At 64.5% G+C, this 23909-nt stretch carries 22 protein-coding genes, 1 tRNA gene and 1 pseudogene; 14 read left to right on the plus strand and 10 right to left on the minus strand.

The features are described 5' to 3' along the window. The first annotated feature begins 55 nt into the window (after window positions 1–55). The 11 genes from DFO50_RS12695 (at window position 56) to DFO50_RS12745 (ending at window position 10755) form a co-directional block, all read left to right on the plus strand. Window positions 56–625 carry an aminodeoxychorismate/anthranilate synthase component II gene (locus DFO50_RS12695; protein WP_028499698.1) on the plus strand — a complete coding sequence of 190 codons (570 nt, stop codon included), beginning with the start codon at window positions 56–58 and terminating at the stop codon, window positions 623–625. After that, window positions 625–1032: a hypothetical protein gene (locus DFO50_RS12700; RefSeq protein ID WP_107889924.1), complete on the plus strand. Its 408-nt coding sequence runs from the start codon at window positions 625–627 to the stop codon at window positions 1030–1032. The genes DFO50_RS12695 and DFO50_RS12700 overlap by 1 nt, the downstream gene beginning before the upstream one ends. 14 nt (window positions 1033–1046) lie before the next feature. Continuing rightward, a complete protein-coding gene (gene trpD, locus DFO50_RS12705) occupies window positions 1047–2075 on the plus strand; it encodes an anthranilate phosphoribosyltransferase (RefSeq protein WP_028499696.1) in 1029 nt (342 codons plus the stop codon). Between the two features lie 32 nt (window positions 2076–2107). Then, window positions 2108–3484 carry a phosphomannomutase/phosphoglucomutase gene (locus DFO50_RS12710; RefSeq protein ID WP_028499695.1) on the plus strand — a complete coding sequence of 459 codons (1377 nt, stop codon included), beginning with the start codon at window positions 2108–2110 and terminating at the stop codon, window positions 3482–3484. A gap of 183 nt (window positions 3485–3667) precedes the next feature. Continuing rightward, window positions 3668–5725 carry a TonB-dependent receptor gene (locus DFO50_RS19810; RefSeq protein ID WP_158537456.1) on the plus strand — a complete coding sequence of 686 codons (2058 nt, stop codon included), beginning with the start codon at window positions 3668–3670 and terminating at the stop codon, window positions 5723–5725. Next, window positions 5722–6744, plus strand: a complete 1023-nt coding sequence (locus DFO50_RS12720; protein WP_107889926.1) for an ABC transporter substrate-binding protein — start codon at window positions 5722–5724, stop codon at window positions 6742–6744. The genes DFO50_RS19810 and DFO50_RS12720 overlap by 4 nt, the downstream gene beginning before the upstream one ends. Continuing rightward, window positions 6731–7762, plus strand: a complete 1032-nt coding sequence (locus tag DFO50_RS12725; RefSeq protein WP_051528932.1) for an iron ABC transporter permease — start codon at window positions 6731–6733, stop codon at window positions 7760–7762. The genes DFO50_RS12720 and DFO50_RS12725 overlap by 14 nt, the downstream gene beginning before the upstream one ends. Window position 7763: 1 nt before the next feature. Beyond that, window positions 7764–8564, plus strand: coding sequence for an ABC transporter ATP-binding protein (locus DFO50_RS12730; protein ID WP_036386271.1), 801 nt, complete (start codon window positions 7764–7766; stop codon window positions 8562–8564). Then, window positions 8561–9799 carry a hypothetical protein gene (locus tag DFO50_RS19400; protein WP_199489827.1) on the plus strand — a complete coding sequence of 413 codons (1239 nt, stop codon included), beginning with the start codon at window positions 8561–8563 and terminating at the stop codon, window positions 9797–9799. Before DFO50_RS12730 ends, DFO50_RS19400 begins: the two co-directional genes overlap by 4 nt. A gap of 35 nt (window positions 9800–9834) precedes the next feature. After that, a tRNA-Gly gene (locus DFO50_RS12740) sits at window positions 9835–9908 on the plus strand. A gap of 406 nt (window positions 9909–10314) precedes the next feature. After that, window positions 10315–10755, plus strand: a complete 441-nt coding sequence (locus DFO50_RS12745) for a hypothetical protein (protein WP_051528930.1) — start codon at window positions 10315–10317, stop codon at window positions 10753–10755. A gap of 281 nt (window positions 10756–11036) precedes the next feature. Here the strand turns inward: DFO50_RS12745 and DFO50_RS12750 are convergent, their stop codons facing one another. Together DFO50_RS12750 and DFO50_RS12755 are read right to left on the minus strand one after the other, a co-directional pair. Continuing rightward, on the minus strand, window positions 11037–11768 hold the full coding sequence (locus DFO50_RS12750) for a sulfite exporter TauE/SafE family protein (protein WP_028499692.1): 732 nt from the start codon (window positions 11766–11768) through the stop codon (window positions 11037–11039). After that, window positions 11768–12487 carry a GNAT family N-acetyltransferase gene (locus tag DFO50_RS12755; RefSeq protein ID WP_036386269.1) on the minus strand — a complete coding sequence of 240 codons (720 nt, stop codon included), beginning with the start codon at window positions 12485–12487 and terminating at the stop codon, window positions 11768–11770. The genes DFO50_RS12750 and DFO50_RS12755 overlap by 1 nt, the downstream gene beginning before the upstream one ends. Between DFO50_RS12755 and DFO50_RS12760 the strand changes: the two genes are divergently transcribed. Then, complete coding sequence (locus tag DFO50_RS12760) at window positions 12480–14141, plus strand: PLP-dependent aminotransferase family protein (protein ID WP_199489828.1); 1662 nt, start codon at window positions 12480–12482, stop codon at window positions 14139–14141. The genes DFO50_RS12755 and DFO50_RS12760 overlap by 8 nt on opposite strands. Window positions 14142–14225: 84 nt before the next feature. Here DFO50_RS12760 and DFO50_RS12765 read toward each other — a convergent pair whose 3' ends face one another. The 7 genes and pseudogenes from DFO50_RS12765 to DFO50_RS12795 form a co-directional block, all read right to left on the minus strand. Further along, window positions 14226–15836 carry a methyl-accepting chemotaxis protein gene (locus DFO50_RS12765; protein ID WP_028499690.1) on the minus strand — a complete coding sequence of 537 codons (1611 nt, stop codon included), beginning with the start codon at window positions 15834–15836 and terminating at the stop codon, window positions 14226–14228. A 176-nt stretch (window positions 15837–16012) separates the two neighbouring features. Continuing rightward, a pseudogene (locus DFO50_RS12770) lies at window positions 16013–16282 on the minus strand (autotransporter domain-containing protein); the annotation flags it as partial. 126 nt (window positions 16283–16408) lie between these two features. Beyond that, on the minus strand, window positions 16409–16573 hold the full coding sequence (locus DFO50_RS12775) for an ESPR-type extended signal peptide-containing protein (protein ID WP_084300139.1): 165 nt from the start codon (window positions 16571–16573) through the stop codon (window positions 16409–16411). A gap of 81 nt (window positions 16574–16654) precedes the next feature. Then, window positions 16655–17503, minus strand: a complete 849-nt coding sequence (locus DFO50_RS12780) for a zinc ribbon domain-containing protein (protein ID WP_028499688.1) — start codon at window positions 17501–17503, stop codon at window positions 16655–16657. Between the two features lie 5 nt (window positions 17504–17508). Beyond that, window positions 17509–18684 carry a hypothetical protein gene (locus DFO50_RS12785; protein WP_112692662.1) on the minus strand — a complete coding sequence of 392 codons (1176 nt, stop codon included), beginning with the start codon at window positions 18682–18684 and terminating at the stop codon, window positions 17509–17511. A 32-nt stretch (window positions 18685–18716) separates the two neighbouring features. Continuing rightward, window positions 18717–19568, minus strand: coding sequence for a zinc ribbon domain-containing protein (locus tag DFO50_RS12790; protein WP_112692663.1), 852 nt, complete (start codon window positions 19566–19568; stop codon window positions 18717–18719). Window positions 19569–19615: 47 nt separating this feature from the next. Then, on the minus strand, window positions 19616–20149 hold the full coding sequence (locus tag DFO50_RS12795) for an OmpA family protein (protein ID WP_158537457.1): 534 nt from the start codon (window positions 20147–20149) through the stop codon (window positions 19616–19618). A gap of 189 nt (window positions 20150–20338) precedes the next feature. On the opposite strand from DFO50_RS12795, the gene DFO50_RS12800 reads away from it, so the two are divergent. Further along, on the plus strand, window positions 20339–22120 hold the full coding sequence (locus tag DFO50_RS12800) for a PhnD/SsuA/transferrin family substrate-binding protein (protein WP_112692665.1): 1782 nt from the start codon (window positions 20339–20341) through the stop codon (window positions 22118–22120). Further along, window positions 22117–22725, plus strand: coding sequence for a response regulator transcription factor (locus DFO50_RS12805; protein ID WP_028499685.1), 609 nt, complete (start codon window positions 22117–22119; stop codon window positions 22723–22725). Before DFO50_RS12800 ends, DFO50_RS12805 begins: the two co-directional genes overlap by 4 nt. Before the next feature lies 1 nt (window position 22726). Here the strand turns inward: DFO50_RS12805 and DFO50_RS12810 are convergent, their stop codons facing one another. Then, window positions 22727–23887, minus strand: coding sequence for a porin (locus DFO50_RS12810; RefSeq protein ID WP_028499684.1), 1161 nt, complete (start codon window positions 23885–23887; stop codon window positions 22727–22729). Window positions 23888–23909 lie beyond the last annotated feature (22 nt).

Here is a 23909-nt window from a genome sequence, read left to right on the forward strand (position 1 = left end):
AAGATTCAAGCCGGCGGATGCGGAATCCGCCACAGACAAGGCTTCGGACCATAAAATGCTTCTGATGATCGACAACTACGACAGCTTTACCTTCAACCTCGTCCAGTACTTTGGCGAGCTGGGGCAAGAGGTCGAGGTGCATCGCAACGACGAGATTTCGCTGGACGAGATCGCGGCGAAAAAACCACAGTTCCTGGTCGTGTCGCCAGGTCCCTGCTCTCCGTCCGAAGCGGGCATTTCCGTGGCGGCAATCCAGCGCTTTGCCGGAGAGATCCCGATCATGGGCGTCTGCCTCGGTCACCAGAGCATCGGCCAGGCGTATGGCGGTCGCGTGGTTCACGCGCAGACGCTGATGCACGGCAAGACCTCGCCGGTGCATCACCACGACGTCGGCATGTTCCGGGGCCTGCCGAATCCGGTGACCTGCACCCGCTACCACAGCCTGGTCATCGAACGCGACACCCTGCCCGACTGCCTCGAAATCACGGCCTGGACCGATGACGGCGAAATCATGGGCGTACGGCACAAGACGCTGCCGATCGAAGGCGTGCAGTTCCATCCGGAATCGATCCTGACCGAGCACGGCCATGCGATGCTGCGCAACTTCCTTGAGACCTTCGGCTGATGCGCGCCCTCCTGTCCGCCCTGGTGCTGGCACTCGGCGCACCACCGGCCCTGGCCTCCGCCTGCCCGTCCGGCGAGCTGCATGACCCGGTTAGCGGGCATTGCGTCAGGCTGCAGCTGGACCCTGCCCCCGCTGCCGTGGCGGCGCCGGACACGGCCTCGCCACTGAGCCGCAGCCTGGATGCGCTGTCGGCCCCGCGCACGGCCGCCGATGCACCGGCCGACTGCAACCCGCATACGCCGCAGGGCCGGGCTGCCTGCGCCGGCCAGCCGGGCTACAGCCCGCTGATACGCAGCGCCCCGCCCGGTGATGACAATCGCCCGGCCATTGCCAACTGCCTGAACGACCTTGAAAAAGCCAGCGGCCGCCCCGACGCCAATGCGTTGCGGCTGGCGTGCGGTCACTGAACCCTGGATTCCCGATGATTACCCACCAGCAAGCGCTGAACCGTCTGATCGACGGCAATGAACTGTTCTTTGATGAAATGGTCGACCTGACCCGCCAGATCATGCGTGGCGAACTGACGCCGCCGCAGATCGCCGCCATTCTGGTCGGACTGCGGGTCAAGGTCGAAAGTGTGTCCGAGATTGCCGCAGCGGCCACGGTCATGCGCGAATTCGCGCTCAAGGTGCCGGTCACCGATCGCGAACACCTGATCGACATTGTCGGTACCGGTGGCGACGGTGCCCACACGTTCAATATCTCCACCACCTCGACCTTCGTCGCCGCCGCCGCCGGTGCACGCGTGGCCAAGCATGGTGGCCGTTCGGTGTCGTCCAGCTCCGGCAGTGCCGACGTGATCGAGGCGCTTGGCGTCAACCTGCAGCTGCCGGCGGAAATGGTTGGCCGCTGCATCGACGAAATCGGCATCGGCTTCATGTTTGCGCCGAACCACCACACGGCGATGAAATATGTCGCGCCGATCCGCCGCGAACTCGGTGTTCGCACCATTTTCAACATCCTCGGCCCGCTGACCAACCCGGCCGGCGCACAGAACCAGCTGATGGGCGTGTTCCACCCGGATCTGGTCGGTATCCAGGCCCGGGTGCTGGCCCAGCTTGGCGCCGAGCATGCACTGGTGGTCTACGGCCAGGACCGGCTGGACGAGATCAGCCTGGTGGCGCCGACGCAGATCGCCGAGCTCAAAAACGGCTGGATCCGCGAATACGTGTTCGATCCGCGCGAACACGGCTTCCAGCTGTGCGAAGCGGAAGCGCTGCGCGCCGACAGTGCCGCCGCCTCGAAGGAAATCCTGCTGCGCGTCCTGGACAACGAAGCCGGTCCGGCACGCGATATTGTCTGCCTGAATGCCGGTGCGGCCATCTACACCGCCGGCGTTGCCGACTCGTTCGATACCGGCATCGAACTGGCGCGCGAAGCACTGGCCAGCGGCGCAGCCCGGGAAAAACTTGACCAACTCGTCCGGCGCAGCCATGAATTAGCGGCATAATGGGCGGCTGTTAACGCACTTCCTGGACTCCCATGCCTCGTAAAATCCACAAGGAAATCTTCAAGGCCTACGACATCCGCGGCATTGTCGGCAAATCACTGACAGTGGAAATGGCAGAACAGATCGGGCAGGCAATTGGCTCGGAAGCTCGCGCCCGTGATGTCGCCGCCGTCTGTGTCGGCCGCGATGGTCGCCTGTCCGGCCCCGAGCTGTCCGATGCGCTGGCCCGCGGCCTGCGTGCGGCGGGCGTCGACGTCATCGACGTCGGCCGCGTGGCCACGCCGATGCTGTACTTTGCCGCGCACGAGCTCGGCACGCTGTCCGGCGTCATGGTGACCGGCAGCCACAATCCCCCCGAATACAATGGCTTCAAGATGATGCTGGCCGGTGACACGCTGGCCGGCGATGACATCCAGAAGCTGCTGAAGCGCATCGAGAGTGGCGACGTCGAAACGGGTGAAGGCAGCTACCGCACCCACGACATCGTCGAGGCCTATCTCGACCGCATTACCGGCGACATCAAGCTGTCGCGGCCGATGAATATCGTGGTTGACTGCGGCAATGGTGTCGCCGGCGCGTTCGCGCCGACGCTGTATCGCCGCCTGGACTGCCGCGTTCGCGAACTGTTCTGCGACGTCGACGGCACCTTCCCGAACCACCATCCCGACCCGGCCAAACCCGAGAACCTGCAGGACGTGATCCATGCCCTGGCCTCGACCGATGCCGAACTTGGCCTGGCCTTCGATGGCGACGGCGACCGGCTGGGCGTGGTCACCAAGGACGGCAACATCATTTACCCGGACCGCCAGTTGATGCTGTTCGCCGGCGACGTGCTGTCGCGCAATCCCGGCGCCCAGGTCATCTATGACGTCAAGTCGACCCGCAAGCTTGCACCGTGGATCCGCGAGATGCACGGCAAGCCGCTGATGAGCCGCACCGGCCACAGCTTCATCAAGAGCAAGATGAAGGAAACCGGCGCGCTGCTGGCCGGCGAGATGAGCGGTCACGTGTTCTTCAAGGAACGCTGGTACGGCTTCGACGACGGCCTGTATGCCGGCGCCCGGCTGCTGGAGATCCTGTCCGAGGTCGACGATCCCAGCGCGGTGCTGAACAACCTGCCGAACAGCATCAGCACGCCCGAACTGAACATGAAGATGCGCGAGGGCGAGCACTACGCGCTGATCGAGCAACTGCAGAAAACCGCAACCTTTACCGGTGCCGACGAGGTCATCACCATCGACGGGCTGCGGGTCGAATACCCGGACGGCTTCGGGCTGGCGCGCGCCTCGAACACCACGCCGGTGATCGTGCTGCGCTTCGAGGCCGACACCGTTGAAGGGCTGGAACGCATCAAGGCGGACTTCCGCCGCGTGCTGAGCCAGGCCACCGACGTCGAGCTGCCGTTCTGACCCGACTCAGCACAGGCGGCGCAATTTGGGACAGCTCTGATTCCTGACGCCATGGCGTCATGACACGCTGGACGGAATAACTTCTTCCTTCCGTCCGGTGCTGCCATGACGCTGTCTGCTTTCTCCCCGTTTCCTGCCTCTTTCCGCTTTTTTCGCCGGCTCCCCGGATGCTGGCTGCCTGTCGTGCTCGCCGCACTGAGCGGCACCACGGCCGCAACCACGCTGTCCCCGGTCGTGGTCAGCGTTACCCGCGATGCGCGCAGTGCGGACCGCAGCACGATACCGATCAGCGTGCTGACCCGGGCCGATATCGAACAGGCACCAGCCGGGCAGATCCAGTCACTGCTGGCGACCCTGCCCGGCATCAGCCATTCGCGGGCAGGCGGGCTGGGTGGCCAGCTGGTCATGCGCGGCATGAACTCCAACGATCCGCGCATGGTTCTGGTGCTGGATGGCGACCGTTTCCGTGGCCGCAACACGCTGGAATACAACCTGCTCGACCCGTCCGGCATCGAGCGCATCGAGGTCATTCGCGGGCCGGCATCGGCACTGTACGGCGCCGATGCCATGAACGGCGTGGTCAATGTCATCACCCGTCGCGCCCGGGGCGATGCCTCACGGGATGGCTTCACGCTGATACCACGACTGGCATCGCTCGCCTATGCCTCGGCGGAGAACCTCCGGGCCGGCCGCGCCGAGCTGGAAGGCGTAGGCAACGGCATCGACCTGCTGCTCGGGCTCGGCATCCGCCATGCCGGCGACTTCCGCAGCCCGGCCGGTTCCATCGCAAACAGCGACTTCCGCACGGCCGAGTTCACTGCCCGCGCCGGTTATGCACCGGACGCGCAGCAGCGCTGGGAACTGAGCGCCAGGCTGGCCCGGGTCGAAGCCGGCCGCCCCGGCGGCATTGGCGGCGCCCCGGGCCTGCCGTGGAGCGAGGTACGCGAATCCCCGATCCGCGAAAACCATTTCCGGATCGGCTACCAGCACCATCAGGCCGTGCCATGGGCCGACCGGATCGAGCTGTCGCTGTATCGCCGCTCGCTGGACACCGCCCGGACCGGCACCACGCGCCGTGCCGGCAACGGCCGCTATGCCCGCAACCACAGCTTTGTCATCGGCCCGGTGGTATGGGGCGGCAAGCTGCTGGTCGGCACGCCGTGGACGCAAGGCCGCAGCCACTGGGGAATGGATTTCTACCACGAGGCGCGCGAGGGCAGCGAACTCGCAAGCTGGCGCGGGCATGGCCATGCACCGCCGACCTCATCGACACCGCGCACCCGGATCAGCCGTGCCGCCTCCCAGCTCAATGCCGGCCTGTTCTTCCACCATGACCAGCCGCTGTTCTCCGCGCACCAACTGTCACTGGGGGCCCGCTACGACTGGATCCGCACCCGGACCGGATCCACGCCGGCGCCGGATGAGGATGCGCGCACGCGTGCGGCCTTTGCCGGTCGAACGGCGGCCAGCGACCGGGCGCTGACCGCCAGCGGCGGGCTGATCCTGCAACCGCTATCCAGCCTGCAGCTGGTCGGCAATCTGGCCACGGCTTTTCGCGCCCCCGCCACGTTCGAGAAATTCGGTGCCAGCCGGGTCGGCACCCGCATCACCGAACCGAACCCGGCGCTGGCGCCGGAGCGCAGCATCACGGCCGAGGCCGGGCTGCGCCTGCGGTGGCCGACGCTGCAGGGAAATCTGACCGCCTTCGACAGCCGCTATCGGCAGCTGATTGCGCTGGCCGACAGCGGCCCCCAGGTCCGGCAGCGGCAGAACATCGCCCGGGCCGGCATGCGCGGCCTGGAGCTCGACGGCATCTGGCAGATCCAGACGCCACTGTCTCTGCGGTTCAATGCCTCTCGTGCCCGCGGTGCCCGGCATGATACCGGCCAGCCGCTGCCGCATGTGCCGCCATTGAACGGCCTGCTGTCACTGCGCCACCAGTCCGCCGGCTACTCGCTGGAAGCGCGCCTGAAGTGGTCACTGGCGAAGCGCCGCATCGATCCGGCACGGGAAACGCGCAGCGCAGGCTACGGCATCGTGTCGCTGTATGGCGGGCTGGAACTCGCCCGGGTCCATCCGGCACTGAAGCCGTTCCGGCTGGTGCTCGGTATCGAGAACCTTGCCGACAAACGCTACGCTCACCCGGCCACCGTCGCCGATCTGCGCTACCCGGCCAGTCCATCCAATCCGCTGCTGGAGCCCGGGCGCTCGCTGGTACTCAATCTGGTGGGCACGCCATGAACGTGCGCCACGGACTGATCGCCCTGCTGTCGGGCTGCGCGCCACTGCTGGCCGCCACGCCGCAGCGCATTGTCACCATTCCGATCCCGGCCGCCAGCATGATCACGGCCCTCGATGCCGGACCGCAGCGGCTGGTCGGTATCCACCCGGGGGCATTGCCGGGCATTCGCGACCGTTTTCTCGGCCAGCGTTTCCCCGCGCTGCTGACCCTGCGCACCGACATCGTGGCCGGCGGTCGTTTCACGCCGAACATCGAAACCCTGCTGACCCTGCGCCCCGACCTGGTCCTGCAATGGACCCATCTGCCGACCGCCTCCCTGCATACGCTGGAGCGCGCCGGCCTGCGCACGCTGGGCATGCGCTACGGCAGCCAGGCGGATCTGGAAGCGGCGCTGACCGCCATCGGTGCAGCGACCGGCACCGAGGCCCGTACCGGGGCCCTGCTCCGCCATCAGCGCAACACCCGGCGGGCACTGGCTGGCCCGTCCGGCCCGCGCCCGCGCGTCGTCTATCTGCGCAGTCTCGCGCACGGGCTGAAGGCCGGTGGCAACGGCTCGTACATGACCCACGTCATCGAGCTGGCCGGGGGCGTCAATCTCGCCACGGCCGTCAATGGTTCGATGGCCGATGTCACGTTTGAACAACTGCTGGGCTGGGCGCCGGACATCCTGCTGCTTGGCGGTTTCGATGACAACGTACCGGCACGGCTGTATGCCGATCCGAAGTGGCGGGCAGTCAAGGCAGTGCGCGAGCGGCGGGTGTACAAGATGCCGCTCGGCGGTATCTGGTGGGAAGTGCCGAGCCACGAGTCCGCACTCGGCTGGATCTGGCTGCACGCACTGCTCAATCACTCGCCAGCCAGTGCCGCACGGCTGCTGGCCGACATGCGCAGCCAGTATCGGCTGCTGTACCGGCACACGCTGACCCGTGACGAGATCGACCGCATTCTGCACCGCAATGCCAATGCCGGCTCCGCCGGCTACACCCTGTTCGGGGAGGCCGCCAATGTCGGGCAATGAATGCCTGCCCGGCCGCTGGCTGTGGCCGGGGCTGGTGCTGGCACTGCTAGGCACGCTCGGCGTGTCACTCGGCATCGGTCGCTTCCCGGTACCGTGGTCACAGGCCGCCGCCGCCCTGTTCGGTCTCGACCCCGGCTTCGGCATTCACTGGCATGACACCCAGCAGATCGTCGTCCGTACCGTGCGCCTGCCGCGCGTGCTGTCCGCCGCCTGCGCCGGGGGCGGGCTGGCACTGGCCGGTGCGGCGCTGCAGGGGATATTCCGTAACCCGCTGGTCGGTCCGCACGTGATTGGCCTGTCATCCGGCGCCAGCCTTGGCGGCGCGCTGGCCATCCTGTGTGGCTGGTCGACCCTGCTGATGATCGTCGCCTCCGGTCTGAGTGCAGCGCTGGCGCTGGCCGTGGTCCTGCTGCTGGCCCGGGTCCGCGGTCAGACGCCGGTACTGATGCTGGTTCTGGCCGGCATCGTCACCGGTGCGCTGTTTGCCGCGCTGACCAGCATGACCGTCTTCCTGGCCGATCCCGACCGCAGCCTGCCCGGCATCGTGTTCTGGCTGATGGGCAGTTATGCGAGCAGCGACTGGACCACGCTGGCGGTGCTGGCCACCTGCCTGCTGGTCTGCGCACTCCTGCTGCTGCCGCTGGGCTGGCGCATCAACATCCTGTCGCTCGGCGATGACGACGCCCGTCTGCACGGCATGCCGGTCGAGTCGCTGCGGCTGCTGATTCTTGCCGCCTGCTGCGTGATGATCGCCGGTCAGGTGTCGGTCAGCGGCATCGTCGGCTGGATCGGACTGGTCGTCCCTCATCTGGCACGCATGATGGTCGGTGCCGACCATCGACGCCTGCTGCCGGCCGCCTTGCTGCTCGGCGCCACCTTCAGCGTGCTGGCCGACGACATCGCCCGCACCCTGACCGCGGCCGAGATTCCGCTCGGCATCGTCACCGCCCTGCTCGGTGCACCGGTTTTTGCCCTGATTCTGCGTCGTCGCGCCCGGCGCGGCTGGAGCGAGGACTGACATGCCGACCGGACTGATCGAAAACGACGTCGTTGCGCTGCGCCATGCCGGCATCCGTCTGCCGGACGGCACCTGGCTGTTTCGCGACCTGAACCTGCGCATCGCACCGGGACAGCGACTGTGCCTGCTCGGCGGCAATGGCCGGGGCAAAACCACACTGCTGCGCGCCATCGCCGGCCTGACGCCGCTGGACGAAGGCAGCGTGTGCGTGACCCCGGCGCTGGCTTACCTGCCGCAGCGCTTCCATTGCCTGTTCGACTATGGGGTCGTCGACATGGTGCTGATGGGACGCTGCCGTCATCTCGGTCTGTGGCGTCAGCCTGGCGCAACGGATCATGCACGGGCACTGGACGCGCTGCAGACCGTCGGCATGCAACGACTGGCTGCCCGCAGCTTCCGCACCCTGTCCGGTGGAGAGCGACAGCTGGTGCTGCTGGCCCGGGCGCTGGTCTCCGAACCCCGCTGCATCGTGCTTGATGAGCCGGCATCGGCGCTCGACCTCGCCAACCAGTCGCTGCTGCTGGCGCTGCTGGCCCGGCTCGCGCACCAGCAAGGCATCAGCACGCTGTTCAGTTCCCATCATCCGCAGCACGCGCTGGACAGTGACTGCCAGGTACTGGTGATGCGGGCGGATGATCTTCCCCTGCACGGCGATGCCCGAACGGTCCTGACCGAACCGGTGCTGTCCGCGCTGTACGGCCTGCCGGTGCGGCGGATCGACATCCACGACCCGCCGCATCGCCATACCGGCATCGTGCCGCTGTTTCCGTCCGCTACCCTCCAGCAGGAACCCTGCCCTTGACCCGCTCCATTGCCGTCATCACCACCGGCGACCCGCCCCCACCGGCACTGTTCGCCCGCCCCGAGCTCGCTGCCCGGCTGACCGCCATCGACATCTATGCACTGAAACGGCAGTCGCTAGCCTCATTCAGCGCGCTGTTTATTGCCGCCGGCAGCGACCAGCGCGAACTGCTGGAGCAGAAACCGGCGCTGACCCGCTATCTGCATGCCGGTGGCGTGCTGGTCTGCAACGGCCATGTCGTCGATCCCTATGTCGACGGACTGACGCCGTTCCGGCCGCTGCCGGCCTTTGACGTCGAGCAGTTGACCGTCCACCGGCTGCGATCGCATCCGGTCCATGATGGCATCGACATGCGCGACCTGACCTTCCGCCATGGCGTGGCCGGTTTCTACGGTCGTGGCTGCAATCCGCCGCCAGATGGCGCCGTGCCGGTCACCGGCCTCGGACCGGCTGCCGGTCGACTGGGAATGGTCGCCCCCGGGAGGCGGCAGGCTGTTCATGCATGCCGGCAACGACCTGTGGGGCTGCGGCGACAGCGGCGCCCGCTGCCTGCCGGTGCAACTGGTCGCATGGGCACTGTCCGTGTCCGCCATCGGCAGGCCGGCATGAGCACACCCCGCCTCGCCGCCCTCGACAATGGCAGTCATTTCCACCGCCGCGCGCTGTACCACCCGCGTTTCCGGCGCTATTTCGACCGGCTGATCGAACTGCGCCAGCTGGCGGACACCGATCTGGACGACATCGACGTGCTGGTCGTCACCGACCGCTGCCACCCGGGGCTGCTGTGCGCGGCACAGCCCCGGCTGCACGCGCTGCTCGCCGCCGGCAAAACTGTGGTCGCCATGGCCGGCACCCGGCCCGAACTGTGGTTGCCCGCTGTCGTCTGGCGGGACGAACCGGTCAATTTCTGGTGGTGGAAAACCCCGGGAGCCACGCTGGGGCTGTATACGCCGACACCCCGCCACACGCTGTTCGACCATATCGGCCTGGATGACGCCAGCTGGCATTTTCACGGCGTGCTGAGCCCGCCGCCTGGCGTCAGCGCACTGATCGGCTTTCACCACCGCGACGGCTGCCTGCTGTACGAGGACTGCCACAGCACGCCCGGGCGACTGATCGTCTGCACACTGGACCCGTTCTACCATTTCGGCTCCTGGTTCATGCCGGTTACCGGGCGTTTTCTGGATGGTTTCCTGCGCTACCTGCGCACTCTCCGGCCTTGCCAAGGCGATTGAAAATGGCTATATTCTGCCTCCTCGCGCAACGCGTCGCGGGTGTAGCTCAATGGTAGAGCAGAAGCTTCCCAAGCTTACGACGAGGGTTCGATTCCCTTCACCCGCTCCACAGTCACTGTCCACCGGCTTCCAGCGGTACCAGGCAATGGCGTTTCCGCTACGCGCGGGAGCAAATCTTCCGCGTGCTCAAAAAAGACGTATGTCTTGTCCGTCACAGAGAAACTGCGATCCTGGCTTCGGCTGCTCGGCCATTGCATTCATTTATGACAAAGTTGTAAGATGACCGCTTGTAGCTACGAGTGGCACTGACCGTTCACCCGTGTAGCAGATATTCGTTAGCATCTTCATGCAAACGTGCTCTCCGGCTGCTTTTGATACCTCTTTTGCCGCTATACCCTTTAAGTCAACATCATCGAGTTACCTCAGCCGTGCCGATTTTTGTTGATATGGCAGTTCGAAATGAGGGTGACAGGGGCCGAAGTTTCAGCGCAGAATGACTCTCTAAAAAATTAGCCATGACCACCGTATTCCCGCTCAACCGCAACCACTTGGCCTTCATCGCCAGTACCGTCTTGCTTTCGACGGTCATGGTTATCTGGGTAGATCTCTTCACCTTCTCCAAAGTGTTCCACATACCAGAATGGGCAAAGACCCTTTCTGCCCCAGAAAAAATCCCAGCCTATTTGGCATTCGCCTGCCTTGTTCCGGCGGCATTCTTGACGGATAACATTTCCAGAGCCTGCCAGGTTGTCGCGAAGACGGTTCTGCTTTCACCGCTTCCTGCCATCTCGGTATACGCTTTCAACCTGAAAAGCCAGGATTTTTCTCTCTTGTTCAACACTATATTCAGCTACGTCTGGATAGTTTTATTTCACTGCTTCATACCGGCCACCATTCTGCTTGTTGCACGTTTTGCAATCCAGCGCCTACTGAATAATATCCGTGAGCAACCCTGATCTCAACTAAAAAAACCCTTCCTTTCGACCTTGCTGTTGTGCCCTCAATTTTGGCGATCGCCTGAAGATCATGATCTTGGGTATAAAAAAATGGTCTCGCAGTAAAAAAATCAAAGCAAGGCGTATTTATTCTTGAAGGAAATTGAAGCCATGACCAAACTTTATTGTGCCTGGGGGTATGGAACCAAGCAGAAAATTAACAGAACGCTGCTCTCCTCCCCTTTTGTAGATCATTGACGCGATATCGTGTCCCCACTGAGTCTGCACCAGATGCCGGGCACTCACCGCAGCGCCATCAGCATCGCCACGCCAGACAGCATCAGAACGACCAGCACCATTTTTCTGAACATCACCTGACTCAGCCGGGAATACAGCCGGATGCCGAGCAGAACGGGAAACAGCAGGGCAAGGAACACCACCGGCAGCAAGGGCAGCATCTCCTTGCTTACCAGCCCGGTTGCCAGATAGACCAGCATGGTGACGGACAGGGTCACGAGATTGAAGCTCTGGATGACTGCCCGCTGGTGTTCCTTTTCCAGTCCCCGGAGGGTGCTCCACAATGTCGGAATCACGCCGGTCAATCCGCCGATCCCCCCCATGAATCCGCCCGCCGCCCCCGCCAGTCCATCAGCGATGCGGCCGCCGGCAGTGATCGCAGGCAGGCGTGACGAGACAAGCATCAGCGGGCACCAGATCACGAGGGCCAGACCAAGCCCGAGCTTGAATGCATCCGGATTCAGGCAGGGCAAGACGAATACGCCGACCGGGATGCCAATGAGTCCTCCGGCCAGGTAGGGGCCGATGGCATCGACCCGGAACCGGCGTCCGGTGCTCACGGCCGCCACCACCTGACCGGACAGCGAGCCGAAGACGGCCATGACCGATGCCAGTTTCGGGTCCAGCCCCCATGCCCAGAATGACATGGCCACCATGGAGAACGCGAAGCCGGAAAGCCCCTGGACCAAGCCGGCGACGGCGGCACCGACCACCAGCAGAAGGAGATCTGCCGGCATTACCGGCGCACGGGAGGAATCCGGTCCTGCATCGCGTCCAGCGGCTGGATCTGCCGTCCCTGTTCATCAAAATTCCCGGGGACAAGCCAGCGCTCAAGGGCTGCGCGGCGGGCAGGCCATTCACTGTCAATCAGGGAATGCCACGCCGTGTCGCGGCTGCGCCCCTTGTAGACGATGGCCTGGCGGAAAATTCCTTCAAAGGTAAAGCCGAGGCGCGCAGCACTGCGGCGGGAACGCGCATTGAGGCTGTCGCACTTCCATTCGTAGCGGCGGTAGCCGAGTTCGTCGAAGACATGCTTCATCAGCAGGTAGTGCGCTTCGGTCGCCGCCACCGTGCGTTGCAGCAACGGTGAAAAAGCCACGTGTCCGACCTCGACCACACCATTTCCCGGGTCGATGCGCATCAGCGCCAGGCTGCCGACGGCGCGCCCGCTCGTCCGGTCGATCACCGCGTAGTGGCACGGATCCTGGCTGGCGGACGCCTGGTCGATATAGGCCTGGTAACACGCCCGGTCCGGAAACGGCCCGCTGCTCATATAGGTCCAGTCGCGGTCATCCGGCGCAAGGTGGTAGGCAGCGTAAAGATCGTCCGCATGCAGCGAAGCATCGAGGGGCTCCAGACGGCAGTGATCTCCCTCCATTGGCCCACGGCCAGGCCATGGACGTGCGCTCCATCCGGGCATGGCCGGGCCGATTTCCTGCGAATAGGCATTGTGCATCGTCAGTTCCAGTGGTGTGTGTTTGCAAAGCCGGACAGGCTGGCTGGTCGGGTTTTACAATAGCGGCCTCGTGGCACCAGAAAAAGTGCCACAAAATGGATATTTATTGGTGCCACAAAAAAAACAGGCTGCCATGACGCCAGAAGAACCGAAGTCCGCAACGCAGCGCCTGCTGGAAGAACCACTGCTCAGGGAGCGGTGCTTCGGCTCCATGCAGCATCAGCTGTATCTTCGTCTCAAGGCAGCCATCCTTGATGGTCGGCTGCTGCCGGGCAGTCGGCTGCCGGGGGCGCGGGCATTGGCCGAGTCGCTGTCGGTCTCGCGCAATACGGTAACCGCCGCTTACGACGGGCTGGCCGCAGAGGGCTATGTGCAGCCGGATCGACGGGGTACCCGGGTGGCCAATCTGTCACCGGCCCCTGCGGCTTCGCTGCAGGGAGGCTGGCCGCTGCCATCCGGCGGTCCCGTCGCCGTGCCCGGGCCATTCTCGGTCACCAGACCCAGGGCCGGCAGTGCATTCAGGCCTGGCGATCCGGCCTTGTCCCACTTCCCGCTGGCAGCCTGGCGCCGTGCCGTCGACCACGCCATGCGCGATGCCGGCCCATCCGCACTGGGCTACGGTCCTCCGGGCGGGGAACCGGCCTTGCGCATGGCCATTGCTCACCATCTGTCGGTCTCGCGCGGGGTGCGCTGCCGGCCGGAGCAGGTCTTTGTCACCGGCGGAACGCAACAGGCGCTGGCCCTGTGCGTGCGCCTGTTGTCCACGCCGGGTGACACCGCCTGGGTGGAAGATCCCGGATACCGGGGCGCCCGGGCAGCCATGCGGGCCGGGGGACTCAGGATCAGGCCCATCCGGACCGATGCAGAAGGCATGGCAGTGAGTCGTGACGACTATGCGTCCCCTGCCCCGCGCCTGATCTATGCCACGCCTTCGCATCAATACCCGACCGGCGCGGTGCTGACAGTGGCACGTCGCCTCGAACTGATTGAATACGCACGCAGCAACAAGACATGGATCATCGAGGACGATTATGACAGCGAGTTCCGCCATGCCGGCGCCCCGGTCGGTGCCATGCAGGGGCTGGTGGATGACGCCCCCGTACTTTATATCGGTACTTTCAGCAAAACCCTGTTTCCGTCACTGGGCATGGGGTTTCTGGTGCTTCCGGCCCGGCTGATGATAACGGACGTGCCTGCCCTGCTTGAAGAATTGCTGCGCGGCAGTCAACGGCACCAGCAACTGGCATTGGCCGACTTTATGGAAACGGGGCAATTCAGTCGCCACCTCCGGCGCATGAGAAGACTGTACCGCGACCGACAGCAGGCATTGCGTGAAGCCCTGTCCCGGGAAATGACCGTTCCCTGCGAGGTGGCCGGCGGGCACGGCGGGATGCATTTGCTCGTCCGGCTGCCCGGGTGCTACCCGGATCAGCAAATCGTTGAAGCGGCCTGGCGTTATCACATCGCCCCCGCTGCACTTTCAGCCAATACCCTCCATCCCCGGCCAGGAGACAATGGCCTGATACTGGGCTACGGGAACACGCCCGAGGACAGGTTCGTGCCCCTGGTCCAGCGTCTGTCAATGCTAGCGGCAGACCTGCAAACCGGCCTGCCGGCCGGGACACCCTCTGCCATTCATGAAGATTTTTCATAAGTGAATGCCGGTTTTACCGCCTGGTCGAACAATAACCGGAGCACTACCTTATCGGCACCGGCATGACCGGCTGCGTCACGGTGCTCAGACCGAGAAGCGCGAGACCGACTGGTGCAGTTCATCCGAAAGCTGCTCCAGTTGCGCAGCGGCATCGCGGGTGAATTTCACCGCCGACTGGGTTTCCTCGACCACGCCGACCACCCGCTCGACGTCCCCGGCCAGGTTCGCACCGGCCTGGCTCTGTTCGGACATGGCATAGGCCACGTTGCGGAAGCGCTCCAGCGTGATGCCCATGCGGTCGTCGATCTCCCCGAGCGAAGCTGCCAGCTGGTTGACCCGGGTCACGCCGGCCTCGACCAGCGGATTGATGTGATCCATCGCCACCGAGACCTCGGCCGTTTCCCTGACCACGGTCTGGATGATGGTCGCGATTTCATTGGTCGCCAGTGCCGTGCGCTCGGCCAGCTTGCGCACCTCGTCCGCCACCACGGCGAAACCCCGGCCGGCCTCGCCGGCGCGCGCCGCCTCGATCGCTGCATTCAGCGCCAGCAGATTGGTCTGGTCGGCAATGTCGCGAATGGTGTCAGCGATGCCGCTGATATTGCGCGTCCGCTCGGCCAGCGACACGACCTGGGTCGATGCCGTGCCGATTTCGCCGGAAATGGAGCGAATGTCCGTTGCCACCTCTCCGGCAACCGCCCGGCCCTGCTGCGCCAGCTCTGCCACACCGCGCGAATCAACTTCGGTTTCCCGGGCATTTTCCGACACATGGTCGATGCTGACCGACAGCTGCTCGATCGCGGCCGCCGCCGACGACGTCGACGCATTGGCCGCGCCCGAGGCGGCATCGAGCTTCTGCATCTGTTCAGCCATGCGGTGTGCCGTATCGGCCAGCTGGCTGGACGACTGGCCGATCTGCTCGATCATCGCCCGCAGATTGCCCTGCATGGTGCGCATCACCGCCAGCAGGCTGTGCGGCTTGCCCCGGGTGTGGATTTCGCTGCGCAGATTGCCGGCGGCAATGGCCTCGACCACCTGCACCGCATAGGCCGGCTCGCCGCCGAGCGCGCCGACGATCTGCCGCGACATCGCCATCGCCAGCCCTGCGACGGCCAGCAGCACGACCAGCCCGATCCCCATCAGCACCGTGGCGCTGCGCCAGAAAGTCCGCGCAATGTCATCGGTAAAGATGCCGGTGCCCACCATCCAGCCCCATGGTTCGAAGCGGTAGACGCCATTGAGCTTCGGTACTTCCTCGCCGCCGCTGGTGCGCGACGTCTGGATCACCGTCAGCCCGTAAGTGGCCGTTTTCAGTGCATCGTTATAGGCATCGAGCGTGGTGCGGCCATCCGGCAACCTGCTGCCGGTGTCGGGCTTGCCGACCCGCTCCGGCTTCGGATGGACAACCAGGATGTTGTCCTTGTTGCGCGCAAAGAAATAGAAATCGTCGTACTTCATCATGGCCAGGGCGCCGGCGGCCTGCGCCTGTGCCTGTGCCAGCGTCAGACGGCCCTGCTTTTCCTCGTCGGCATAGTGTCTGAGGATGCTCTCGGCCACTTTCAGCTGGCCGGTAATGAAGGTTTCCTTCTCCTGCTGCAGCACGCTGCGAAGCCCGTACAGGGAAACGCCTGCGACCAGCAACAGGCCGAGAAAACTGGTCAGAATGATGATTATCAGTCGGGTTGAAACGCGCATTAATTGTCCTGAAGCAAAAACGATGATTTGGGTCCAAACACACAGTCATTAATGACTATCGGTTTAAATCACTACATTCTTGACCGCCGACAACATAATTACCCACTCAGCATGCTATGCGGCAAGAGAAAAGCACGCCAGCGTCGATGCTGTCGTGCCTTTCCTGCCGCATGCATTCAGAAGCGCCAGACCGCTTCCGCACGCAGTGAATGGTCGCTTACCTGCCCGGCGAACTGCCCGGCATAGTACAGCCCCAGTGAAGCGGAGCGATTCAGTGCGATATCCGCTCCAAGCTCGACCTGCAGCACATCCCGCGCCACCGGCAGGCCCGCCGGTGCAAAGTTGCCACCGCCGGCAAAGGCCATCGCGCCGACCGGGCGGAGATCGCCATCGGCATGCAGCCAGCCCAGCTGGCCGCGCGCCCGCACGTCGTCACGCCCAGATACACATGCTGCGCCAGCCCGATAAACGGCAGATTCCGGGCCAGGCCGGCAAAACTGCCGCCACCACCACCATTGGCATCACCGCCATTGCCGCCAAGCAGGGGGCCGCCTGCTGCTGCCGCGCGATTCTCAGGCCAGCGCCGGCGCTGCCAGCAGCGACAGTGCCAGCATCAGGGCCGGGGAACCGGCACGGCGGTGAGCGCCACCGGACGCGGCATGACGACGGCTCAACTCCGATGTCACTCTCCATATGCCCTGCGCGGGGCTCCATACCAGACGGTATACGTGATTCATGATGATCCATGCCGATCGAAAAAAACCGGTCAAACGGCATAATTGACAAGAAAAGATGATGAAAAAAGAGCGCAGTAATCGTTACCGCGCCGGGAGGAGCTGCTGGAACCAGTGGATGACGGCGGCGACCAGGCCCCGGCGCTGGACTTCCTCGCGGGCAAGATCGACCCCGGCCGCGCCGAGTTCACGGATGAACAGCGCCTGACTCAGGGCCTGCCGCTCGCTGGCTGATGCCACTTTCCACTTGCCGTCGATGCGGGCCAGGGCGACCTTCCCGCCCGGACCGCTCTCGCCATGGAACAGCTCGCGCCGGATCGGCTCGCTGAGCCAGGCTGCCGGCCGGTCCAGCCGGTAACGCACGCTGGCTTCGGTCACCAGGACGCCATTCAGCGTCTCCGGCGGCGTGAACGCGGTCACGGCCTCGACCCGCAGACCGTCAGCCACGCACAACCGGCCATCACGAACCGCCGCACGGCCCGTTTCGGTCTGCACATACTGGAACTGGCTGAAAAGACCGCCGTTCAGCTCACGGGGAGGCTGGTACAGACCCGCTTTGACCAGCTCGGCCAGCCAATTGTTGGTCGCACTGTCAAAACGGCTGGTGTTGACCGGGCTTCGACCGTAATCGAAGTTGCCCAGGCACACCGTTCTGCGCTGTGCGACGCGATCGGCCGCCAGCGACTGGTCGATGGCGGCAGCAAATACCGCCTCCGATGCGGATTGCGGCAACAGCGCCCAGGTCGCGGCACCGCCGGCCACAAGCAACGCAACGGCGATGCCCGCCACCCGGCGCCGGTTCAGCCACGGGCGCACGGCAGCGGGAGCAACGGCGGCAGCCGGTGCCTTGATTTTCATCGGGGCGCCACACTGGCCGCAGAAGCGGGCAGCATCATCGTCCGGATGACCACAGCGGGTACAGAATCGGCGCATGACAGTCAGGCGATCCGCTGACCGCAGTGCCCGCAGAACACGTCGTCAGGTTCGACCGGCATCCGGCACGCCGGACAAGCGGCAACCACCGCCGGCGCAACGGGCGCGGACGTCTCGACGGCCGGCACAACCGGCGCTGCCGGTGTCGCCGGTGCAGAAGGGGAAACCGGCGTTTCCGCTGCGGCCGGCGTGACCGGGCGCCGTGCCTGTGCTTCTACCTTCTCGCGTGCTTCCCGCATTTTTTCCTGCGTTTTCTGCAAAGTGGCTGCCAGCACACGCCGGGCATCACCGGAATCAAGGCCTTCGAGCGACGACAGGTAGATCTGGCAAAAGCCCTGCAGCGCGATCAGCCCCGGCACGATGCCGGCCAGTGCCAGCAGCAAGGTGGTACCGAGCCCGCCGGCCAGCACATAGCCCCCGCCGCCGCCCAGCCCGCCCATCCCCATGCTGCCCATTCCCATCGCCATCATGCCCAGCGACTGCAGCCCGCCTTCGCCTCCGCCGACAATGCCGGCCGACATCATGGTGGTCAGACCCAGCCCGGAGAACACGATGCCAAGCAGGATCAGGGCGACAAAAAACACGATCAGCATCAGCACCACTTCCTGCAGCACGACGGCCACCAGGCGCTTGCGGGCAATGGCCAGCAGATTGCCGGCCGCCTCCATGACCGTGGCGCCGGACCAGATGGCCGAGGCGGCAAGCGGGTAGAACACATAGGCCAGGGTGAACAGCGTCAGGCCGAGCAGCAGTGCGCTCAGCGGCATGACCACGGCAAACAGCAGCGGACCGATCACCGGAAGCTTGCACAGCAGCAACAGGATGGCGACACCGATCAGCAGCGCCAGCAGACCGGCGAAGGCCAGCAGCCCGACCAGCAGCAGCCGGTGACTGGTCAGCAACGAGGCCGCCACCGCCTGCATCGGCGTGCGGGACTCGCCGTCGCGGGTTGCATCCATCAGCATGATGCCGACCGCATTGACACCATAGAAGGCCAGCAACCAGCCCAGCACGGCACCAAGCAGCACGCCGGCTGCACTCTGCGTTGCCACCAGCAGGCCGAAGACCAGCACGGCCGCCACCGTGCTCGCGGCGAACAGTGCCAGCGCGCGCCAGTTGCCGATCGCCGAGGTGGCGTCCAGCAGGGAGCCGCTGCGCTTCAGTTGGTCGGACATTTTCATCAACATTCCCTTGTATCGGGTTGAACAGCCGGTCACATGCCAAGCTGTTGTTTCAGCGCCTCTTTCTGGCGCAGGATTTCATCATGCTGATTCGTTGCCTTCGGCCTGGCTTCGGGCTTCTTTTCCGCCCTGGGCTTCGGTCTGGCCGGAACGTCGGCCTCCGGCGCCGCCATGCTGGCAGGGGCATCGGGCACCATCACTTTGGGCGCGGCACTGACCGCTTCATCCGGCGGCATGTCCTGCGGCGCCGGCGCCGGCGCCACCGGGGCCGGTTCGGGCGTGACGGCGGGCATGGGCGGTGCCACCGGGTCCGCTGACACAGCCGGCTTGTCGGTCAGTTTCATGTCCGGTGCCAGTTCCACCGTGCCCGGTTCGGCGGGTGCGGCCGCTGCCGGCAACTGACCGGGCGCAGGCTGCGACAGGAACCAGGCGCCAGCCACGGCGACAACGGCCAGCACGATCACCCCGAGCAGCAGCCACCCTTTCCAGCGGCCGGAACGGGCCGGTGCGGCGGGCCTGGCAGGACGCGCCCCGGGCTGACCGTCAGCCTTTTTCGGGCGCGTACCGGTCAGCGGCACATCCCCGGCCGGCGCCGGCCGGACCGGTTCGGGTGCAACCGGCGGCAGGCCTGGCCTGGCCTTTTCCTCCGGGACGGGGGCAGGGCGCAGAGCGTCAGCCGGCTTGCTGGTGACCGGCGCTGCAGACATGTCGTGTCCGCAGGCGCGGCAGAAACGCTGCCCCGGGGGATGCGGTGCGCCACAGGCGGTGCAGGCCGCTTCGGCGTCGGCTGCAGCCGGCGTCGCGGCTGTCAGCGGCTTGCCGCAGCCCCGGCAAAAGCGCGCGTCATCGTTATTGCGGGTATGGCACGCAGTACATTCCGCCATGGTGTGGCTACTCCTTGATTACGGTCCGGGCGGACCCGCTCGTGAACTCAGTTGAAAATGCGCTTGCTGAAGTCGACGACGCTCTTGACCAGGTCCCCCAGCGGGTCCTTGCCCATGTTTTCCTGCTTTTCGCCCACGATGATGATGTCGGTACGGCGGTTCAGCCGACGGCCTTCCGCGCTGCCGTTGTCGGCAATCGGGCGGCTCATGCCATAACCAACCGCCTTGATGCGGTTTTTGGCTACGCCGCGGTCGACCAGTCCCTTCATCACCGACAGCGCACGGACATCGGACAGATCCTGGTTCAGTTGCCGGCTGCCGGTATTGTCGGTATGCCCTTCGATGATCACGTTGTTGCGGGTACGGGTATTCAGCAGATTGGCGACCTTGTCCAGGAATACTGCACCGCCGGGCTTGATCTCGAATTTGCCCGGTTCAAACAGGATCGAATCGGACGAGCGGATTTCCACTCCCCGGCTGGTCTGGGAAATATTGACATCATTGCCGTTGCCGGCCGGCGTGGCGCAAGCGGCAAGTAACGCGATACCCAGGCTGCACAGCACGAGTCTGATCAGGGGCATGCCCATTCCTTATGACAAATAAATTTTTATGAAAAAATCGTACCAAGTTTATGGCCAGCCCCTGATTATGGTCAATGTCATCGCCATGTTCTGCAGCACGATCCATGGCACATTCCGTGCAGACCTCACCCCGCGCAGCCCGCGCAGGGTCCCCTATATACTGGTCGCCTTCCCACCGCCCCGTCGTCCATGCGCCATTCCCTTTTCCCCCGGTTTTCCGTTTTCGCATCGGTCCTGCTGCTGACCGCGCTCGGCTGCCAGGCTGCCGCACCGCTGCGGATCGGCCTGCTCGATCCGCTGGGTGAACGCAGCGGACTGGGCGGCTCTGCCGCGGCAATTCGCAATCTGCTGCGCCACAGCAACGGCAGCGAGCTGCGCATCATCAGCCATGACATCGCCGGGCTGCGCCAGGCCGTGGCCGACCGCACCGTCGACTTCGTCATCACCAACAGCGGCCAGTACATCACGCTGGAGCACGAATTCGGCATCAGCCGCATTGCCACCCTGGCCGCGCCACGGGGCACGCCGGATCGGGCCATCGGTTCGGCCGTGCTGGTCCGGGCATCGCGCCAGGATCTGCAGGCGCTGTCCGATCTGCCCGGCCACAGTCTGATGGCCGTGTCGCCGGACGCCTTTGGCGGCTGGCAGACGGCATGGCGCGAGCTGCATGCGCTGGGCATCAGCCCTGACGATCTGTCCGCGCTGCGCTTTGCCGGGTTTCCGCTGCAGGGCATTGTCGATGCGGTGCGCCGGGGCGATATCGATGCCGGGGTGGTGCAGACCTGTCTGCTGGAAGACCTGATCGCCGCCGGGCGGGTGCCGGCCGGGGAATTGCGCGTACTGTCGCCGCACCACGGCGACGGCATGTCATGCCGGCATTCGACCCGCCTGTACCCGGACTGGCCGGTCGCCGCCCTGCGGTCGACCCCGCCAGAAACAGCGCGCCGGCTGGCCATCCAGCTGCTGTCGACACCGACGACGGTCGACGGTTATGGCTGGAGCATTGCCACCGACTACGGCCCGGTGTCGGCCCTGATGCAGGAACTCGAAATCGGCCCCTATCTCTATCTGCGCGAGACCTCGCCGCGAGGCCTCGCGCTGCGCTACTGGCCGGTCCTGCTCGGACTGGCCCTGTTGCTGTTGCTGTGGGGACTGCACAGCCTGCGGGTCGAACGCCAGGTGCAGCGCCGCACGGCAGAATTGCGCCAGGCCATCGTCGAGCGCGAACAGGCCGAGCAGGATGCGCAGGCCCAGCGTGAACAGTTGCAGCATGCCGCCCGCCTGTCGGCCCTCGGCGAAATGTCAACGACGCTGGTCCACGAGCTGGCCCAGCCGCTGGCCGCCATCCGCAATTACGCGCACGGTCTGCTGCGCCGGCTCGACCGCACGCCGCTCGACCCGGCTGCACTGGCCGAGGCCGGCCATGGCGTGGTTGAACAGGTCGAACGCACCGAGGCCATCATTGACCGCGTCCGCCATCTGGCGCGAAAACGTCCGACAGACCGCGAGCGTCGTCAGGCCGGCCCGTTGCTGGCCGGCGCAGTCGAGCTGTTCCGCTGCGTGCAGCCGTCGGCCGCCGCCGCGCTGCAACTGGACATCGACGCCGACGCGGCCTCGCGCATGCTGAATGTCGATCCGCTGCAGATCGAGCAGGTCATGCTGAATCTGCTGCAGAATGCCGTCGAGGCAACCCGGCGCAGCGCGGAACCGGCGATTCGCATCCATGTCCGCGCCGAGGCAGACTGGCTGAGCATTGCGGTGCGGGACAACGGCCCCGGCGCCAGCGAAGCCACCCTGACCCGGCTGTTCGAACCGTTCTACACCACACGTGAGCAGGGACTCGGGCTCGGGCTGTCGATCTGCCATTCGATCATCGAACGCCACGGCGGCCGCGTCCAGGCACAGTTGGCCGCCAACGGCCCCGGTCTGATCATCACCTTCACCCTGCCCTGCACCCCGGACCCCGCATGAATACCGATACCCTGATCTATATCGTCGATGATGACGCCGGCCTGCGCCGCTCGCTGGCCTATCTGCTCGACTCGGTCGGCTGGAAAAGGGAAGCCTTCGACAGTAGCGAGGCCTTTCTCGCCGGCTGGCAACCGCAGCGTCCCGCCTGCCTGCTGCTCGATGTCCGCATGCCGGGTATCAGCGGGCTTGAGCTGCAGCGCCGCCTGCGGCGTGATGGCCACCAGTTGCCGATCGTGTTCATGACCGGTCATGGCGACATCCCGATGGCCGTGGAGGCGATGCGCGCCGGCGCAGTCGACTTTATCGAAAAGCCGTTCCGCGACCAGGCCCTGCTTGATGCGCTGGAGCGCGCCTTGCACAAGGTGCCGGCGGCCATGCGCATGCTGTCGCTGCGCGACAAGTATGCAACGCTGACGGCGCGCGAACGCATGGTGGCGGAACAGGTCGCCGCCGGCATGCCGAACAAGCGCATCGCCCAGCGACTGGACATCAGCGAGCGCACGGTGCAGGTCCATCGCCAGAATGCGCTGGACAAGATGGGCGCAGCGTCGGCGGCGGAACTCGCCGCCGCGCTGCTGCGGCTGGAGGACGGAAGCGCGCCCTGATTCAGAATGAATGTGTCAGACCGAAACCGAGGGTCTGTTCCGTCGACGCCTTTTCCATGGCACTGGTCACCAGCCCATAGGACACATGGGCCAGCGTACGTTTCGTTAACGCATAATCAAGACCAACCACATACTGGGCAATTTTTTCATCTATCGAGGCTTCCTTTGTTTCTTCATTAGGCATTTCATCACGTATACCCCAGATTCTGGCATATGAAATTCGTGGCGTAAACGCACCAAAAGTATAAGCAACCGTTATTGCAGCTTCAGTAGTGCTGAGCGAATTTTCAGGGTCAAACACTCCATCTCTTTCCTGAGGATCCCTGAATTTTTTCATCAGATTTTGACTGGGGTTGTATATTTTATTTTGCCCGTAAGCTAATGCCAGTGCCAATTTTCCGTTATCGTAGCCGGTCTCCAGTCGCCAGTAATGGCTGGATTTTTTCCCGCTTCCCGCCATGCCCACACTTTCCAGGGAAGGTTCCAGATTGGCACTGCCAAATTTCACATAACCCGCATCAATGAAAAATCCCTTGTGCTCAAAACCCAGCCCCAGACTGCTTGTGCTCTGGTTCGTGCGCCGCGTTCCCGCTGCTGCATAGTGACGAACCTCGTCGACCCCGTACAGTGCAGTCAGTTTGAAACCCGCCAGTTCCGGGCTGTCATAACGGATGGCATTGCGGACATAGTCGTCCAGCCAGTTGGTCGACAGGATGGACAGGCCGTTGACCCCGTCACCATAGGCCCAGGGGTCGACTTTCTGCATGTCGTCCTTCAGGTAGGTGCCGAGATTGCCAAGCCGCAGCGTGCCGAAGCCACCGGACAGGCCGACAAAGCTGTTGCGGGTCGCCCACTTCGCTCCGTCACCATCAGCACTGCCATCCAGCCGCAGTTTCTGCTCGACCTGCCAGATCGCCTTCAGGCCATTGCCCAGACTCTCGTTGCCCTTGAAGCCGATAAAGGAACCATTATCCCCTACCAGCATGCCGGCCTTGTATTGTTCATAAAACAGTTCGTCACTGGTTGCTTTCGGGTCTGTCTGAAAGGAATAGTCGGCAGCCTTCCCGTACTCGACTCCGACCGCCAGTTTTCCATACAGCGTTGCATCGGCCATTGCAGCCGCAGGCAGCAGTGTCAGCGCCAGTAATGTGCATTTTTTCATAGCAAATAGCTCATAATTTGAT

The organism is Microvirgula sp. AG722 (assembly GCF_003269145.1).
GTDB classification, from domain to species: domain Bacteria; phylum Pseudomonadota; class Gammaproteobacteria; order Burkholderiales; family Aquaspirillaceae; genus Microvirgula; species Microvirgula aerodenitrificans.

Bases quoted from the DNA above. Each gene is read 5' to 3' on its own strand.
- DFO50_RS12695 (WP_028499698.1), top strand. From the start codon at position 56: ATGCTTCTGATGATCGACAACTACGACAGCTTTACCTTCAACCTCGTC.
- DFO50_RS12700 (WP_107889924.1), top strand. From the start codon at position 625: ATGCGCGCCCTCCTGTCCGCCCTGGTGCTGGCACTCGGCGCACCACCG.
- trpD (WP_028499696.1), top strand. From the start codon at position 1,047: ATGATTACCCACCAGCAAGCGCTGAACCGTCTGATCGACGGCAATGAA.
- DFO50_RS12710 (WP_028499695.1), top strand. From the start codon at position 2,108: ATGCCTCGTAAAATCCACAAGGAAATCTTCAAGGCCTACGACATCCGC.
- DFO50_RS12720 (WP_107889926.1), top strand. From the start codon at position 5,722: ATGAACGTGCGCCACGGACTGATCGCCCTGCTGTCGGGCTGCGCGCCA.
- DFO50_RS12725 (WP_051528932.1), top strand. From the start codon at position 6,731: ATGTCGGGCAATGAATGCCTGCCCGGCCGCTGGCTGTGGCCGGGGCTG.
- DFO50_RS12730 (WP_036386271.1), top strand. From the start codon at position 7,764: ATGCCGACCGGACTGATCGAAAACGACGTCGTTGCGCTGCGCCATGCC.
- DFO50_RS12745 (WP_051528930.1), top strand. From the start codon at position 10,315: ATGACCACCGTATTCCCGCTCAACCGCAACCACTTGGCCTTCATCGCC.
- DFO50_RS12750 (WP_028499692.1), bottom strand. From the start codon at position 11,768: ATGCCGGCAGATCTCCTTCTGCTGGTGGTCGGTGCCGCCGTCGCCGGC.
- DFO50_RS12755 (WP_036386269.1), bottom strand. From the start codon at position 12,487: ATGCACAATGCCTATTCGCAGGAAATCGGCCCGGCCATGCCCGGATGG.
- DFO50_RS12765 (WP_028499690.1), bottom strand. From the start codon at position 15,836: ATGCGCGTTTCAACCCGACTGATAATCATCATTCTGACCAGTTTTCTC.
- DFO50_RS12775 (WP_084300139.1), bottom strand. From the start codon at position 16,573: ATGAATCACGTATACCGTCTGGTATGGAGCCCCGCGCAGGGCATATGG.
- DFO50_RS12780 (WP_028499688.1), bottom strand. From the start codon at position 17,503: ATGCGCCGATTCTGTACCCGCTGTGGTCATCCGGACGATGATGCTGCC.
- DFO50_RS12785 (WP_112692662.1), bottom strand. From the start codon at position 18,684: ATGAAAATGTCCGACCAACTGAAGCGCAGCGGCTCCCTGCTGGACGCC.
- DFO50_RS12790 (WP_112692663.1), bottom strand. From the start codon at position 19,568: ATGGCGGAATGTACTGCGTGCCATACCCGCAATAACGATGACGCGCGC.
- DFO50_RS12795 (WP_158537457.1), bottom strand. From the start codon at position 20,149: ATGCCCCTGATCAGACTCGTGCTGTGCAGCCTGGGTATCGCGTTACTT.
- DFO50_RS12800 (WP_112692665.1), top strand. From the start codon at position 20,339: ATGCGCCATTCCCTTTTCCCCCGGTTTTCCGTTTTCGCATCGGTCCTG.
- DFO50_RS12805 (WP_028499685.1), top strand. From the start codon at position 22,117: ATGAATACCGATACCCTGATCTATATCGTCGATGATGACGCCGGCCTG.
- DFO50_RS12810 (WP_028499684.1), bottom strand. From the start codon at position 23,887: ATGAAAAAATGCACATTACTGGCGCTGACACTGCTGCCTGCGGCTGCA.